The organism is Microbacterium sp. bgisy203 (genome assembly GCF_965345155.1).
Classification (GTDB): Bacteria; Actinomycetota; Actinomycetes; order Actinomycetales; family Microbacteriaceae; genus Microbacterium.
This window is the reverse complement of record NZ_CBDRLZ010000001.1, coordinates 518,891-533,821: the sequence shown is the minus strand read 5'-3', so window position 1 is coordinate 533,821 and position 14,931 is coordinate 518,891. Positions and strand designations below refer to the sequence as shown.

The window sequence follows — 14,931 nt, the reverse complement described above, 5'->3', positions numbered from 1 at the left end:
CGTGAAATCGCAGACTCCCGAGCGCTGTCTGGCACAATGGATGACGGTCACCGGAGACCCGCACGTCCTACGTCATCACCGGGGGTTCACATGTCCGCAGCAGCCAGCCATCCGAGAACGGGTCAGATCTCCCTGCCCAGAACGGGCCAGATCGCCGTTCCCGTCGTCGACAGCTCACGCCGTCCCGACGTGCTCCTGCGACGCCGTACGCCCGAAGGTCATCAAGTCAACGCCTGGTGGATGATCGGCGCGTTCGTCGGCGTCTCCCTCGCCGTCGTGGGTCTTCTCAACTTCTTCCCGGGCGGATACTGACCACCTCCCTTCGTCCTCCCGCCGCTCGCCGACAGATCGTCACAGTCGCTCGCGGAGTTCGCCGACGTCGGCGCTGAGGTGCTCGGTCAGTTCGGGGGCAGCAAGCTTGCGGGGCGTCTTCTCGATGCTCGCGGGCGTGGCGACGGCATCCAGCTTCGTGTCGTCGATCCCGGGGAAGCGCCGCGCGCTCACGAGAACCCGTGACTCGAGCGACCCCGCGAAGCGGTTGTAGCTGTCGACGGTGCGCTCGATCGCTCGGCGCAGGTCGTCGGTGTGCGTCGCGAGGCCGCCCAGGCGCTGGTAGAGCTCATTGCCGAGGTCGAACAGCCGCCGCGCCTCGGTGGAGACGTCCTGTTGGGTCCAGGTGTACGCGACGGTCTTGAGCACGGCCCAGAGGTTCACCGGGGAGGCGAGGGCGACGCGGCGCGAGAACGCGTAATCGAGCAGGCTCGGGTCTTCGTCGAGCGCGGCGGCGAGGAGCGACTCGCTCGGAAGGAAGCACACGACGAACTCGGGACTCGACGACAACCCCGCCCAGTACTGCTTGCCCGCGAGCGCGTCGATGTGGGCCCGCACGGCCTTCACGTGCTTCTGGAGGAGCCGGGTACGCTGCGCGGCCTGATCGCCCTGCGCCGTGACGGGGATCGCGGATGCCTCCAAATACGCGTCGAGCGGCACCTTCGCGTCGACCGCGAGAGCCTTGTCGCCGGGCAGGCGCACGACCATGTCGGGCCGTCCATCGCCCGCGTCGGACGTGAGTGAGGCCTGGACGTCGAAGTCGACGTAGCGGGTGAGTCCCGCCGCCTCGACGACGCGGCGGAGCTGCGTCTCGCCCCACACCCCGCGCGTTGCGTTGGAGCGCAGAGCGCCGGCGAGCGATTCCGTGGTCGCCCGAAGCGCCTCATCTGCCTCGTGCGCGCGGCGCAGTTGCTCGGTGAGCGACCCGTACTGCGCGCCGCGCTCACGCTCGAGCTCGTCGACCTTACGCTGCATCGACTGCAGCGTCTCCTGCACCGGCGCGAGCGCGCGCAGCACGACCTGCTCGCGGCGTTCGCGCTCCTGCTGGGTGACCTGATCGGCGCGGGACTGCGCACCGAGCTCGCGCGTCAGGGCCCGCTGCTGCTCGAGCTGGTCAGAGAGGGAGCGGTGCGCCGCCTCGGCGGCCACCGCCCGCGCTGACAGGGCCGCGCGCTCGTCGCTCGCGCGCTCCGCGGCACGCGCCGAGGCGCCGAACCAGCCCGCGAGGAACCCGGCGAGGAGGGTGACGACCGCGATCGCGGTGACGATGAAGGCATCCATGACCCCATGGTGACGGAGGGGTCGGACATCGGCGGTCCGGCGCGCTCAGCGCGGGGCGGAGGCGGTCGCCGGGGTGGGGATCTGCGGCACGCGCACGCCGAGGAGCATCGCGAGTTCGATGACGTCGGTGGCTCCGGCGCGTGCGGCGGCGTCGATCACGATGTGCGCGCACGCCAGCGCGTCGGCGGCGGCGTCGTGGTGCGCGAAGTCGAGGAATCCGGCCGCCGCCGCGACGAGCGGAAGGCGGTAGGACGCCAGGTCGTACGTCTTCCGTGCCACCTGGAGGCTGCACAGGTACCTGGCGGGCGGGCATGCGGCATCCGTCGCCTCGCACGCGCGCCGGAGAACGCCCATGTCGAAGCCGGCGTTGTGCGCGACGAGCACGTCGTCACCCGCGAACGCGGTGAGGTCGGGCAGCTGCTGCGTCCACGTCGGCGCGTCACGCACATCGGACGGACGGATGCCGTGGATGCCGATGTTCAGCTCGAAGAACCGGTCGTGCCCGGGCGGCGGCTGGATGAGCCACCCGGCGGTGTCAACGACGCGCCCGTCGCGGACGCGGGCGAGGCCCACGGCGCAGGCGGAGGCGCTGGAGGAGTTCGCCGTCTCGAAGTCGATCGCGGTGAAATCCAGGGGCACGAGATCACTCTCTCCCCGGTCTCGGACATCGCGGTCCAGGCGCGCCGCGCCCCGCCGCCGGAAACGTGCTCGGCGCGCGACGGCCGCGCGCACGAGAGGGGTGCGCGCACGAAAAAGGGAGGGGCGGACCCGCTGCGGCCGCCCCTCCCTGGTCTCTCGTCGTATCAGGAGGTCATGCGTCAGTACGTCATCACGATGCGGCCGTCGATCTTTCCGCGTTCCATCCGCTCGAAGATGTCGTTGATGTCGTCGAGCGACTCGACGCTGACGGTCGGGTGGATCTCGCCGCGCGCGTAGAAATCGAGCGCCTCGATCATGTCCTGACGGGTGCCGACGATCGATCCGCGGATCGTGATGGCGCGCAGCACGATGTCGAAGATGTCGGCGTCGAAGGTCCCCGGCGGAAGGCCGTTGAAGACGATCGTCGCGCCGCGGCGGACGACCGCGAGGGCCTGGTCGAACGCCTTCGGGTGCACCGCTGTGACGAGCACGCCGTGCGTCCCGCCGGTGGCCGCCTGCACGGCTTCGCCCGGGTCGTCGGTCGCCGCGTTGACGGTGACCTCCGCGCCGTGCGTGCGGGCGAGCTCCAGCTTCGCGTCGTCGACGTCGACCGCCGCGACCCGCATGCCCATCGCGCGGGCGTACTGGACGGCGATGTGGCCGAGGCCGCCGATGCCCGAGATCGTCACCCATTCGCCGGGGCGGACTCCCGTCATCTTGAGGCCCTTGTAGACGGTGACGCCCGCGCAGAGGATCGGGGCGACCTCCACCGGGTCGGCGCCCTCGGGGATGCGGGCGGCGAACCGCTCGTCGACGAGCATGTACTCGCCGAAGCTGCCGTCGACCGAGTACCCGCCGTTCTGCTGCTGCTCGCACAGCGTCTCCCAGCCGGTGCGGCAGTACTGGCAGATGCCGCACGCCGACCAGAGCCAGGCGTTGCCGACCTTCTGGCCGACCTCCAGCGTCGTGACGCCCTCGCCGAGCGCGACGACCTCGCCGTAGCCCTCGTGGCCGGGGATGAGGTGCTCCTTCGGGGCGACCGGCCAGTCGCCGCGAGCCGCGTGCAGATCGGTGTGGCAGACACCGCTCGCGATGACGCGGACGAGCGCCTGCCCGGGGCCGGGCGTCGGAACCTGCACGTCCTCGACGACGAGCGGTTCGCCGGAGGTGACGACGACGGCGGCGCGCATCGTCGTGGGCGGGGCGTCGGCGTGCGACGCGGTTGTTGTGGGGGTGGGGGTCAGAGTCGTCATCGACATCACTTCCTCGTGTGTGACCGGTGCGGCGGGAGGGTCGCCGTGTCTGGAACGGTACGTGCGCGCAGGTTGCATTCGGTTGCGCGTGCCGATGTCCGTGCTCGATGTCTGTGCACGGGCGTATGGTCGGATCCATGGCGACGCGGGATGAGATGGCGCGAAGCTTCGGGGCGGCCGCGGAGTCGTACGAGACGGGGCGGCCCGAGTATCCGCGAGAGGCGGTGGCGTGGCTGCTCGAGCCGGTGGGTCCTCGCCCCCGCGTGGCGGATGTGGGGGCCGGAACCGGCAAGCTCACGCGTGTCGTGAAGAGCCTCGGCGCCGAGGTGATCGCTGTGGAGCCGGATGCCGAGATGCTCGACGCCCTCCGGGGCGCCGTCCCGGGGGTGGAGACCCTCATCGGCACGGCCGAGCGCGTCAATCTCCCCGACGAGAGCGTCGACGCAGTCCTCCTCGGCCAGGCGTGGCATTGGGTCGAGCCGCAGGCAGGGTCGGGCGAGCTCGGCAGGATCACGAAGCCTGGCGGCATCCTGGGTCTCATCTGGAACATCCGCGACGAATCCGTGCCGTGGGTCGCGCGCCTCACCGCCATCATGAAGGGCAGTGCCGCCGAGCAGCTGCTGGCCGGCGACGGCCCGGTCGTGCACGCACCGTACAGCGAGCTGGAGGATCGCGAATGGACGTGGACGCGCCCGATGACCCGCGCCGCGCTGCACGCGATGGTGTTCTCGCGCAGCTACGTGATCACAGCGGCGGATGCCGAACGCGCCCGCATCGGGGAAGAGACGGCCGCCCTGTTCGATGAGATCGGCGCCGTCGGAGACGCGACGATCGAGCTGCCGTACGTCACCCGCGCCTACCGGGCGGTCAAGACGCCGTGACGGGCTGAGGCGCCCGCGTAGACTGGTCTCCCGTGGCTCTTACCATCGGAATCGTCGGTCTCCCCAACGTCGGCAAGTCGACCCTCTTCAACGCTCTGACCAAGAATCAGGTGCTCGCGGCGAACTACCCGTTCGCGACGATCGAGCCCAACGTCGGCGTCGTGAACCTGCCCGACCCGCGGCTCGCGAAGCTCGCCGAGGTGTTCCACTCCGAGCGGATCCTCCCCGCCGCGGTGTCGTTCGTGGACATCGCCGGCATCGTGCGCGGCGCGAGCGAGGGGGAGGGGCTCGGCAACAAGTTCCTCGCCAACATCCGCGAGGCCGACGCCATCGCGCAGGTCGTCCGTGGCTTCGCCGACGGCGACGTCGTGCACGTCGACGGCAAGGTCGACCCCGCCTCCGACATGGAGACGATCAACGCCGAGCTCCAGCTCGCCGACCTCGAGACGCTTGAGAAGGCCATCGCGCGGTACGAGAAGGAAGTGCGCGGCAAGAAGCTCGACCCGTCGGTGCTCGCCGCCGCCGAGGCCGCTCGCGACGCCCTGCAGCGCGGCGAGCTGCTGTCGGCATCCGGTCTCGACCTCGCTCCGATCAAGGAGCTGGGTCTGCTCACCGCGAAGCCGTTCATCTTCGTCTTCAATGTCGATGAGGCGGTGTTGACGGATGCCGACCGCAAGGCCGCGCTCGCCGAGCTCGTCGCCCCCGCGCAGGCCGTCTTCCTCGACGCGAAGATCGAGTCGGAGCTCATCGACCTCGACCCCGAGGACGCCGCGGAGCTCCTGGCATCCACCGGCCAGGACGAGTCGGGTCTGGATCAGCTCGCCCGCATCGGGTTCGACACGCTGGGGCTCCAGACGTACCTCACGGCCGGGCCCAAGGAAGCGCGCGCCTGGACGATCGGCAAGGGCTGGAAGGCGCCGCAGGCGGCCGGGGTCATCCACACCGACTTCGAGAAGGGCTTCATCAAGGCCGAGGTCATCTCGTTCGACGACCTCGTCGAGACCGGCTCCGTCGCCGCCGCCCGCGCCGCGGGGAAGGCACGCCTCGAGGGCAAGGACTACGTCATGCAGGACGGCGACGTGGTGGAGTTCCGCTTCAACGTGTAATCGACGCGCACGGTGGTGCGCTCAACCCAGCTGAACAAACGTCCGGATGGGGCGCTGAAGGCTCGCGGCCTCGGTGAACCCCATCGACTCGTAGAAGGCACGCTGTGCAGGTTCATCATCGGTGATGAGCACCTTCTGGCGCACTTCCTCGAACGGCGCGAATGCCCGTTGGAAGAGTTCGCGACCGATTCCCCGGCGTTGCTCGGAGGGGCGAACCAGGATGTCCTGCAGGTATGCGATGGTCAGCCCGTCGCCGACGAGGCGCGCGAGACCGACCAACTCACCATTCTGGCGTGCGGTGATGATCGAAAGCGACGCGGCGACTGCTGCCATGAGCCGAACCGGGTGCTCGGTATAGGCGGCCCATCCGACGGAGTCGTAGAGCGCGATGAGTTCCTCTCGCGTCGGAATCGCGCCCGCTTGGAAGGTGACCGTGCTCACGACGTCAAGTCTGACGCATCGACCAGGGCCGATCGCTCGGCCCACCAGCGCGTCGGTGGTTGGGAGTTGCTCAAGCCCGAGCCGTCACAGCGTGATCGCCCGATGTCTCGTATCATCGACGACCTTCGAGGGGATCGGGTGTGAGCGTCGTAGCACTCGTCGGAGGCCTTGGTGGACTGGCTCGATCAGGCGGGTGCCGCACTCGTGTCGAGTGATCTCCTGGAGACGGAGCTGCGCCGTGAGCCGTCCCACTACTTCCGGCTGATCCAGACGTTCTCGGAGATCATCTCCCGACCCTCGCCGCCGCGGTGGTTGATCTCCGCGGCGACACTGGCAGTGTCGCTGATCCGAACGGAGACGAAGTCGCCGGGTCCGCAGTCCGTGCGTTGCCACACCCCGTCGAGGACGAGCGTGAGGCACAGCGTCTCGCTGTCGTTCGATGCGCGAGCGAGATAGACGTCGTAGGCGTCTGCATTTCCGACGTGGCGAAGAGTCGCGACGTCGACCTTGCCGACGGACCCGTCCACGACAGAATCCGGTCGATCGGCCGCGGTCTGCTCCCGCGCGAACTCGGCCGGAGGTGCGCACGCGGACAACAGCAGCACGGTCGCGACCATCGGCAATGTCCCGAGGAGTCGTGGGGTCATGAGGGGAAATGTACTCGCCCCGGGGGGGGCATGAGCCGAGCCGCGGGGCGGTCGGACCACCGTTCAGGTGCCGTGCGCTATGGTGGAAGGGATAGGCGAACTTCTCATTCGTCTCGCCCCGGCTGTGTGGTAACGGTCGGGGCTTTCTCTTTGCGTGCCCTGACCCTCTGCGTGCCCTGAGCGCGGCCATCGAGTCTCACGCGGCCGGACCCGTCCTGACGCGGGCCCGTTCGCCTCGCAGGAAGTCCTGTGCGCGACGCCCGATCGCAACGATTCGGGGCGCGTTCGCAGCTCGAATCTCCTGCGAGACGCACACGGAGTCGCCGGCCCCAAGTCGCCGGCGCTCGGCGCGTTAGCATCGACGCATGAGCCACAACCCGGGCACATCGCACGCGAAGCCGCCGTACCGCTGGCGCATCGTGCAGTACTACCAGGCGCTCGCGCAGGTCGGCGGCGTCTTCTCGGCGGCGAGCCTCACGCTCGGGACCTTTCTCATCGGGCAGTGGGGTTCTTTCGCCGCAGAGGGGCAATGGCGCGCCGTGCTGATCCTGGTCATCAGCATCGTGCAGCTGATCGCCGGCTCCGCGCTCATGGCGTACGGCATCGCCCGGTTGAACCGGTACCCCGCGAACGACTGACGCCTGCCCCTCCCGCGACCGCCGGGCGCGGCGTACTCTGGTCGGCATCGCCGCACCGCGCAGCACCGAGAGGGGATCACGCATGGCCGGTTACGGGCACAGCTCCGTCACGGGGCTCGACGATCGATCGCTCGGGCGCATCGACCTGCTGCTGTTCGACGCCGATTATCCCGACGTCGACACGGCGCTGCAGGATGCCTGGAACATCGCGGTCCTCGCCTCCGACCCGCGCCTGCGCGACGGGCATGACCGCACCCGCGCCGAGGCCGTCCGCACCGTGAATGCGCGTCGTGACCCGAGCGCCGCCCGCGTGTACGATGCCTCGGCCCGCCACCGTGTCGCGCTCGCCGTCGCGATGGTGCTCGCCGCCGTGGCCGCGGGCCTCGTCCTGACCCTCACCGGCAAGCTCACGCTCCAGGACTCCCTGCTCCCCGCCGGCGCTGCGGCGACGCTCTCGGCGGCGATGCTGTGGTGGCTCGAGCCGCGCCGGGCGAACGGCTCGCTCTGGGGGTCGCGTGTGCCGTCGGTGCTGCATCTCGTCTGCGGGGCGCTGTGGCTGCTCGCGGCATCCGTGGCCCTCCTCGTGCGCTGGGGCGAGATCGATGCGAATCACGCGCTCCCCGTGACGACCGGCCTCGCGCTTCTCACCCTCGCCGGCGTCGCGGCCCTCGTGCTGTGGCGCCGCGCGCGGGCGGCCGATCTCGCGGGCCGTCAGTCGGGCATCGCCCGCGTGACGGGAGACCTCGTCGATCAGCGCGACGCCGGGGAGGTGTTCGCGGCGCTGGATGCCTGGTGGCAGAGCGCCGGGCCTGCCGCGCTCCGCGCCGACGCCGCACGCATCCGGCGCGTGCGCGTCGAGGTGCTCGCCCGGCTTCGCCTTGCGCGCACGATCACCGACCTCGACGAGCGATTCGTCCTCGACGACCCGCCCCCGACCCGCTGGAGCGAGCGGCGACGCTGACCAGCGCAGCCTGCGAGGCCCGTGGCGACGCGGCCTACCGGAGCCCCGTGTGGTGCGCCGCGAACGCGAGCTGGTCGGCGAACTCCCGCGCCCGCGCGTCGCGCGGCTTCCCCATCCCGTGGCCGGCGCGCGTATCGACCGAGAGCAGGATCGGCCCGGCGTTCGTCGGCCCAGCGCCCGTCGGCCCAGCGCCCGTCGGCCCGGCGGTGTGCGAGCCCACCGCATGCTGGAGCGCGGCCGCGAACTTGAACGAGTGCGCGGGGACGACGCGGTCGTCGTGGTCGCCGGTGGTGATGAGGGTCGGCGGGTAATCGGCATCCGGCCGGACATTGTGTAGCGGCGAGTACGCGCGCAGATACGCGAACGCGTCGGCGTCGTCGGGGTCGCCGTAATCGGAGGCCCACGCCCACCCGATCGTGAACCGGTGGTAGCGCAGCATGTCGAGCACGCCGACGGCAGGGAGGACGGCGGCCCAGAGATCGGGACGCTGGGTGAGTGCCGCGCCGGCGAGGAGACCCCCGTTGGAACGGCCGTGCAGGGCGAGCTGCGCGGGCGTGGTGACGCCGGTGGCGATGAGATGCTCGGCGATCGCATAGAGGTCGTCGAAGACCTGCTGCTTGCGCTCCTTCGTGCCGGCGCGGTGCCAGTCGGAGCCGAACTCGCCGCCTCCGCGGAGGTTCGGGACGACCAGCGTGCCGCCGGAGAGCACCCAGGCGGCGAGCATCGGCCGGAACTCCGGGTTCATGGCGATGTTGAACCCGCCGTATCCCCAGATAAGCGTGGGTCGCGGTGCGCTTGCGGCCTCGGACGGCTCGTCCGCACGGACCACGAACGCGGGCACCGACGTGCCGTCGGTGCTGACGGCACGGATGCGCGTCGTGGTTACGCGCGCGATCGCGGGGCCGGGGGAGGGAATCGCCCGATGTGCGACGACCCGGGCGCCTGCGACGTCGACGACGTGGCGCGTGCCGCGATCGACGAATCCCGTCGTCCCGAGGAAGACGCGGTCGGAGTCGTCACGGGTCTTCACGTCGACGATGCTGACGCCCTCGCCGAGTGGCAGGGCGTCGCCCGGTTCACCCGCGAAGGTGAACAGCTGCGCCCGGTGCGCGGCGTCGTGGGAGTAGGTCGCGACGATGCCGGATGCCGTCAGAGCGGCGTCGAGGAGCACGTCCTCGTCGTGCTCGCCGAGGATGTCGCGCCGCGTACCGGTGGTGAGGTCGATCGCGACGAGACGATAACGCGGCGCCTCCGCGTCGGTGACGACGAAGAGAGACCCGTCGCGGATGCCGACCGCGTGCCACTCGTCGTCACGGGTGTCGACGAGCATGCGAAGGGACTCTTCACCGTGCCGGCGCACGGCGAGGTCGTTGCCGGAGGAGCTGCCGTTGTCGGTGTGCAGCACGAACCACTCCTCGTCCGAGGGCCACACCCGCGCGAACAGACGTGGCTCGTCGGGACGGTGGAACAGGACCCGATCGGATGCCGGATCGCTCCCGACCTCGTGGGCCATCAGGCGCCCGACGCCCGCCTCGTCGGTGAGTTCGTTGCCGGTCGGTGCGTCGTACGCCCAGTAGGTGAAGGCACGCCCGCCGGGGAGCCACACGGGCGGGTTCCACTTCGTCCACGGGATCTCGTCGAGAAGGTCCTCGCCGGTCGCCACATCGCGAACCCGGAGGGTGCGCCAGTCCGATCCGCCGTCGGCGACGCCGTACGCGAGGAGCGAGCCGTCCTGATTGAGGGAGAAGGTCGTGACGGCGCGCGTGCCGTCGTCGCTGAGGGTGTTGGCATCCAGCAGCACCTGCGGATCGTTCTCAAGGCCGTCGATGTCGCGCGCCGTGACGAGGAGGTCCTGGTTCTGACCGTCGTTCTGCCACGCGAAGACGCGGCCGCCGCGTTCGAACGGCGTGCCGCGCGTGGATGCGGCGAGGAGATCGGTGACCTCGGCATGGTACGCCTCACGGCCGGCGAGGCCGGCGAGATACGGCTCGGCGATGGCGTTCTGCGCGGCGACGAACGCGGCCGTCTCGGCGGAATCGGCGTCTTCGAGCCAGCGGTACGGGTCGGAAACGTCGACACCGTGCAGCGTCTCGGTGACATCGTCGCGACGGGCGGCAGGGGAGGGGGACATGACTCCATCCTGCCCGCCGCATCCGACACGGCACGGCAGAATCGACGGGATGCCTGATCTCACGCTCCGCCCCTGGACGTCCGCCGACGCTGCCCCGCTCCTCGCTGCGGCCACGATGAGCCCTGACCTCGACCGGCAGTTCGGCGGCGCACTTCCTATCGACCTCGCCGCCGCCGGACGCCTCATCGCGACGGCGCTCCCGTTCGACGACGTGAACCGCAACTGGGCGATCGTCGTGGACGGCACGCCGGTCGGTAACGTCGGTCTGTCGGCGATCGAGACACGGCACGGCGCCGCGTGGGCGCACTATTGGCTGAGCGCGCCCGCCCGCGGGAATGGCCACGCCGCGCGGGCGCTCGCCGCCGTTGCCGCGTGGGCGTTCGGGGAGGGCCTGCACCGCCTCGAACTCGGCCACCGGGTCGAGAACCCCGCGTCGTGCGCGGTCGCGCGGCGTGCGGGGTTCCGCGCCGAGGGGATCGAGCGGGAGAAGCTCCGGTACGGCGACGAGCGGTTCGACGTCGAGACGCACGCTCGCCTGGCATCCGACCCCGATCCGGGTCTCGCGCCCGTCCCGTTCAGCGTGGAGGGCGAGCCTCCGGTGGAGAGTTCGGCCGCCTTGTCGCACACCGTCCCACCCGGCACCCTGCACCACGTGGAGCTCCGCACCATCGACCTCTCCGCGGCGATGACTTCCTGGGGCTGGATCCTCGGCGAGCTCGGCTACGAGCCCTTTCAGGACTGGCCGGACGGGCGCAGCTGGATGCGCGGCGACACCTACCTTGTTCTCGAGCGCGCCCCGCGAGACGGCGACCACGACCGCCGGGATGCCGGGCTCAGCCACCTCGCTTTCCATGCCGGCTCGCGCGCAGATGTCGATCGGCTGTGGGCGACGGCGCTCGCGCACGGCTGGCGGCACCTGTATGCCGACCGGCATCCGTTCGCGGGCGGCGCCGACGTCTACGCGGCGTTCCTCGAGAACGACGAGCGGTTCAAGATCGAACTCGTCGCGGACGACGAACGCCTCATCGGCGCCGCCGACACGACGACGACGCTCGCCTGACCGCGAAGCCGGGTCGCAGCAGAGCAGCGTAGCCATGCGCCCTTGCCGTCCCGCCCCACCGCTGTCAACCCCTCGTCGCGGCGGCGCGCCCCCACCTACCGTGGAGAGACACGTCATCAACAGGGGAGGACTCCACCCATGTCCGGATTCAAGTTCTGGTTGACCGTCGCGGTGGTCGGCGTCGGCGCGTACATCCTCGGCGCCCGCGCGGGCCGCTCGCGCTACAAGGAGATCAGCAAGGCCGCGAAGCACCTCTGGGACGACCCGTCGCTCAAGAAGGCGCGCAACCGCTCGCGGAAGGTCGTCGACAAGGCCGCGAAGAAGGCCGCCAAGAAGCTCGGCGTCTGACCGGGTTCCGCGGGGCGCGGGGGTCGTCTCCGCGCCCCGCGCCGGTCCGCGCCCTGGGCCGCTCCGCACTCTGGGCCGTGCCTGGCGAAACCTCTGAGCCGGATCTCAGCGCCGCGGTGGTTGTGCCGTCGTATGATCGAGGAATGGCGACTTCGAACCTCCCCACCCCGGCGCTCCAGCCCGTCACCGACCTCGCGGACGGCGAGCAGAACCTGCTCACCGTCGTCGACGAGGGCGCCTCGTGCTGCGGCGGCGGTTGCTGCAGCACGAACTGACCGCAGCACCACCTCACCGCAGCATCACCTGACCGCAGCACCGACTGACGCAGATGCCGGGACTCCTCCCGCCCACGCGGGTCTCACAGCGTGTGGCCACTGTCCTCATGACGGAGGAGTCGATCTACGGTCTCATCCTCGTCTCCGGGATGATTGTCGTCTCCAACAGCCTCGTCGGGACCTCGGCCAACGCCCTCACGACCGTGCTCGTCACGGTCGTCGTCTTCTTCCTCGCTCACGTCTACGCCGGCACGCTCGCCCGGCTCGCGGCCACCGACGGGCGAGGCGACCTGCGCTCGAGCGTCCGTGCGGCAGCGCTCCACTCGCAGGGGCTCCTGCTCGTCGCGCTGCTCCCGCTCGCGGTCCTCACCCTCGGGGTCGTCGGCCTCATCGACGATGAGACATCGATCTGGACCGCGCTCGTCGTCGACGTCGTGCTCCTGGGCGTGCTCGGCTGGATCGTCGTCGCGCGGTGGAACACCAACGTCTGGGCGCGGATCGGGAGCGCGCTCGTCACCGCTGCATTCGGCGTCGTGGTGATGGCGCTCAAGGTGCTCATCCACGGCTGAGAGCGGTGCGGGGAAGGCATCCCCGCGTGTGAGGGATCAGTGCGCGGGCGCGTGCGCCCCTGCCGGATGATCCACGGGCTTCTTGATCAGGAACGCGCTGATCAGCAGCGGCATCGCCATGATCGCTGCGAGGAGGAACGCCGAGCGTGCGCCCGCCGCACCTGCCGCCGCCTCCGTTGCGCCTGCGGCGAGAGCCGTCGCGCTCCGCGACGACATCACCGAGATGAGAAGCGCGACCCCGGCAGCGCCCGCGACCTGCTGGACGGTCGAGACCGTCGCGCTGCCGTACGAATAGAACTGCGGCTGGAGCGAACCGAGGGATGCCGTGAACAGCGGGGTGAACGACATCGCCAGCCCGACGGAGAGCACGGTCTGTGAGGCGAAGATGAGCCAGATGGGCGTCGTCTCGGTCAGCAGCGTGAACGACCACAGGATCGCGATGACGATGATCGTGCCGGGAACGAGGAGGATGCGCGTGCCCCAACGGTCGTAGATGCGCCCGATCACCGGACCGAGCAGACCCATCGCGACGGCACCGGGAAGGACCACCAGGCCCGACTGGGTCGTCGTGAGTTCGAGAGGCCCCTGCAGGAACAGGGGGAGCGCCGTGATCGTGCCGAAGAACGCGAGTGACATCACCGCGAAGTGCGCGACCGACAGGGTGAAGTTCCGCGAGCGGAAGATTCGGAGGTCGAGGAGCGCGTCGTCGCGGCGCTGCAGCACGAGCTGGCGCCACACGAACAGCCCGAGGGCGACGACACCGATCGCGAGCGAGACGATCAGCGTCACGGTCGCGGTGTCCGCCGCCGCCTGCGCCGCGGCATCCGATCCGCCGTGACCGCCGCCGCCGATCTGGCTGAGGCCGAACACGAGTCCGCCGAAGCCGAGGGCCGACAGGACGACGGAGAGGAGGTCGATCGGCGCGTGCGTCTGCTCGCCGAGGTTGTGGATCCACCGCACGCCGATCACGAGCGCGAGGAGGGCGATCGGCAGGACGATCGCGAAGATCCAGCGCCACGTCAGGGTGTCGAGGATGACGCCGGCCATAGTCGGTCCGATCGCCGGGGCGAGCGACATCACGATCGAGACACGCCCCATCATGCGGCCGCGCGCGTGCGGGGGGACGACCGTCATGAGGGTGGTCATGAGGAGCGGCATCATGATCGCGGTGCCGGATGCCTGGACGACGCGACCGACGAGGAGCACCTCGAAGCCGGGCGCGACGAGCGCGATCAGCGTGCCGAGGGAGAAGAGCCCCATCGCCGCCGCGAACATCGCGCGCGTCGTGAAGCGCTGCAGCAGGAACCCGGTCGTCGGGATGACGACGGCCATCGTCAGCATGAACGCCGTCGTCAGCCACTGCGCCTGCACCGCCGTGATGCCGAGATCGCCGATGAGGTGCGGGATCGCGACCCCCATCGTGGTCTCGTTGAGGATCGCGACGAACGCGGCCGCGAGGAGCAGCCAGATGACGCGGTTCTCCTTCGCTCCGACGGGATCGGATGCGGCGACATCGGATGCCGCGGAAGCGTTTCGGGCCGGGGTGCCCGGCGCCGCGGCGCCGCGGCGCGAAGAAGTGGTCACGGTACCAGTGTCGACGGAGGGCATAACGGAGCGTAACCCGAGTCTCGGACACGCTATTCCGTTCCCGCCGGAATCCCTTCCCGATCCGGTTCGCAGTGAGACCATCGCGTCATGGCATCCCATCGTCACTCCCGCTTCGCCGTGCGTGGTCCGATCTCTCTTGTCGCAGGCATCGTCGTCGCCGCCGTGGCGATTCCGCTCCTCGATCCCGTCGCGGGCCTGCTCGCCGGGTGGGCCACGATCGCGCTCGTGAACGTCGTGTGGCTGCTGGTCGCGCTGTGGCCCATGGATGCCGCGGAGACGCGCGCCCACGCGACGACCGAGGACCCGGGTCGCTCCGCCGCGCGGGTGATCGCCCTCACCGGGAGCCTTGCCAGCCTCGCCGCGGTTGTCGCGATCCTCGTGCGCAGCCACGACGATCCCTTCACCGCATTCCTCACCGCGGCGCTCGCGATCCTCGCGGTGACGGCGTCATGGGCCCTCATCCAGGTCGACTACATGCTGCGGTACGCGCACCGCTACTACTCGAGCACCGCCGCGGGTGCGCGCCGCGGCGTCGACTTCAATCAGGACGAGGACCCGATGTACTCCGACTTCGGGTACTTCTCCGTCGGCCTCGGGATGACCTACCAGGTCGCCGACACGAACGTCACGACCAACGAGTTCCGCCGCCTCGTCATCGCGCAGACGATGCTCGCGTATCTCTTCGGCGCCGTCATCCTCGCAAGCGTCATCAACCTCGTCGCGGGCATCGGCTGACGCCGGCTCCGACCCCGTGTCGGGAGGC

Annotated in this window: 17 protein-coding genes; 10 read left to right on the top strand and 7 right to left on the bottom strand. The window is 70.2% G+C overall.

Translation table 11 applies throughout. The features are described from left to right. The first annotated feature begins 90 nt into the window (after positions 1–90). Entirely contained in the window at positions 91–312 is a 222-nt protein-coding gene (locus ACRVYW_RS02610; RefSeq protein WP_431801396.1) for a UDP-N-acetylmuramyl pentapeptide phosphotransferase, read from the top strand. Between the two features lie 39 nt (positions 313–351). Here the strand turns inward: ACRVYW_RS02610 and ACRVYW_RS02605 are convergent, their stop codons facing one another. The 3 genes from ACRVYW_RS02605 to adhP form a co-directional block, all read right to left on the bottom strand. Then, positions 352–1,611, bottom strand: a complete 1,260-nt coding sequence (locus ACRVYW_RS02605; RefSeq protein WP_431801394.1) for a DNA recombination protein RmuC — start codon at positions 1,609–1,611, stop codon at positions 352–354. Between the two features lie 45 nt (positions 1,612–1,656). Next, positions 1,657–2,250, bottom strand: a complete 594-nt coding sequence (locus tag ACRVYW_RS02600; RefSeq protein ID WP_431801392.1) for an exonuclease domain-containing protein — start codon at positions 2,248–2,250, stop codon at positions 1,657–1,659. A gap of 179 nt (positions 2,251–2,429) precedes the next feature. Next, positions 2,430–3,503, bottom strand: a complete 1,074-nt coding sequence (adhP, locus tag ACRVYW_RS02595; RefSeq protein ID WP_431801390.1) for an alcohol dehydrogenase AdhP — start codon at positions 3,501–3,503, stop codon at positions 2,430–2,432. A 137-nt stretch (positions 3,504–3,640) separates the two neighbouring features. Here adhP and ACRVYW_RS02590 point away from each other — a divergent pair, with 137 nt between their 5' ends. Together ACRVYW_RS02590 and ychF are read left to right on the top strand one after the other, a co-directional pair. After that, positions 3,641–4,384, top strand: coding sequence for a class I SAM-dependent methyltransferase (locus ACRVYW_RS02590; RefSeq protein WP_431801388.1), 744 nt, complete (start codon positions 3,641–3,643; stop codon positions 4,382–4,384). A gap of 32 nt (positions 4,385–4,416) precedes the next feature. Beyond that, the gene (ychF, locus tag ACRVYW_RS02585; protein ID WP_431801386.1) at positions 4,417–5,490 is read left to right on the top strand and encodes a redox-regulated ATPase YchF; all 1,074 of its coding nucleotides are present in this window, start codon (positions 4,417–4,419) and stop codon (positions 5,488–5,490) included. A 21-nt stretch (positions 5,491–5,511) separates the two neighbouring features. Here the strand turns inward: ychF and ACRVYW_RS02580 are convergent, their stop codons facing one another. Together ACRVYW_RS02580 and ACRVYW_RS02575 are read right to left on the bottom strand one after the other, a co-directional pair. Further along, entirely contained in the window at positions 5,512–5,931 is a 420-nt protein-coding gene (locus tag ACRVYW_RS02580; RefSeq protein ID WP_431801384.1) for a GNAT family N-acetyltransferase, read from the bottom strand. 251 nt (positions 5,932–6,182) lie between these two features. After that, entirely contained in the window at positions 6,183–6,578 is a 396-nt protein-coding gene (locus ACRVYW_RS02575) for a hypothetical protein (RefSeq protein WP_431801382.1), read from the bottom strand. A gap of 365 nt (positions 6,579–6,943) precedes the next feature. Here ACRVYW_RS02575 and ACRVYW_RS02570 point away from each other — a divergent pair, with 365 nt between their 5' ends. Both ACRVYW_RS02570 and ACRVYW_RS02565 read left to right on the top strand, forming a co-directional pair. Continuing rightward, positions 6,944–7,216 (top strand): hypothetical protein, encoded by a 273-nt coding sequence (locus tag ACRVYW_RS02570; protein ID WP_431801380.1) that lies wholly within the window; start codon positions 6,944–6,946, stop codon positions 7,214–7,216. Positions 7,217–7,298: 82 nt separating this feature from the next. Beyond that, a complete protein-coding gene (locus ACRVYW_RS02565) occupies positions 7,299–8,177 on the top strand; it encodes a hypothetical protein (protein WP_431801378.1) in 879 nt (292 codons plus the stop codon). Between the two features lie 34 nt (positions 8,178–8,211). On the opposite strand, the gene ACRVYW_RS02560 is transcribed toward ACRVYW_RS02565, so the two are convergent. Further along, positions 8,212–10,308, bottom strand: a complete 2,097-nt coding sequence (locus ACRVYW_RS02560; protein ID WP_431801376.1) for a prolyl oligopeptidase family serine peptidase — start codon at positions 10,306–10,308, stop codon at positions 8,212–8,214. 49 nt (positions 10,309–10,357) lie between these two features. On the opposite strand from ACRVYW_RS02560, the gene ACRVYW_RS02555 reads away from it, so the two are divergent. The 4 genes from ACRVYW_RS02555 to ACRVYW_RS02540 all read left to right on the top strand — a co-directional run bounded on the left by ACRVYW_RS02555 (position 10,358) and on the right by ACRVYW_RS02540 (position 12,560). Beyond that, positions 10,358–11,368: a GNAT family N-acetyltransferase gene (locus ACRVYW_RS02555; protein ID WP_431801374.1), complete on the top strand. Its 1,011-nt coding sequence runs from the start codon at positions 10,358–10,360 to the stop codon at positions 11,366–11,368. Between the two features lie 138 nt (positions 11,369–11,506). Then, on the top strand, positions 11,507–11,716 hold the full coding sequence (locus tag ACRVYW_RS02550; RefSeq protein ID WP_431801372.1) for a hypothetical protein: 210 nt from the start codon (positions 11,507–11,509) through the stop codon (positions 11,714–11,716). A gap of 143 nt (positions 11,717–11,859) precedes the next feature. Continuing rightward, positions 11,860–11,991 carry a hypothetical protein gene (locus ACRVYW_RS02545; protein WP_431801370.1) on the top strand — a complete coding sequence of 44 codons (132 nt, stop codon included), beginning with the start codon at positions 11,860–11,862 and terminating at the stop codon, positions 11,989–11,991. Positions 11,992–12,098: 107 nt separating this feature from the next. Next, entirely contained in the window at positions 12,099–12,560 is a 462-nt protein-coding gene (locus tag ACRVYW_RS02540) for a hypothetical protein (protein WP_431801368.1), read from the top strand. Positions 12,561–12,596: 36 nt separating this feature from the next. Here the strand turns inward: ACRVYW_RS02540 and ACRVYW_RS02535 are convergent, their stop codons facing one another. Beyond that, positions 12,597–14,168 carry a DHA2 family efflux MFS transporter permease subunit gene (locus ACRVYW_RS02535; RefSeq protein WP_431801366.1) on the bottom strand — a complete coding sequence of 524 codons (1,572 nt, stop codon included), beginning with the start codon at positions 14,166–14,168 and terminating at the stop codon, positions 12,597–12,599. Between the two features lie 87 nt (positions 14,169–14,255). Between ACRVYW_RS02535 and ACRVYW_RS02530 the strand changes: the two genes are divergently transcribed. Then, the gene (locus ACRVYW_RS02530; protein ID WP_431801364.1) at positions 14,256–14,903 is read left to right on the top strand and encodes a DUF1345 domain-containing protein; all 648 of its coding nucleotides are present in this window, start codon (positions 14,256–14,258) and stop codon (positions 14,901–14,903) included. Positions 14,904–14,931: the final 28 nt, after the last annotated feature.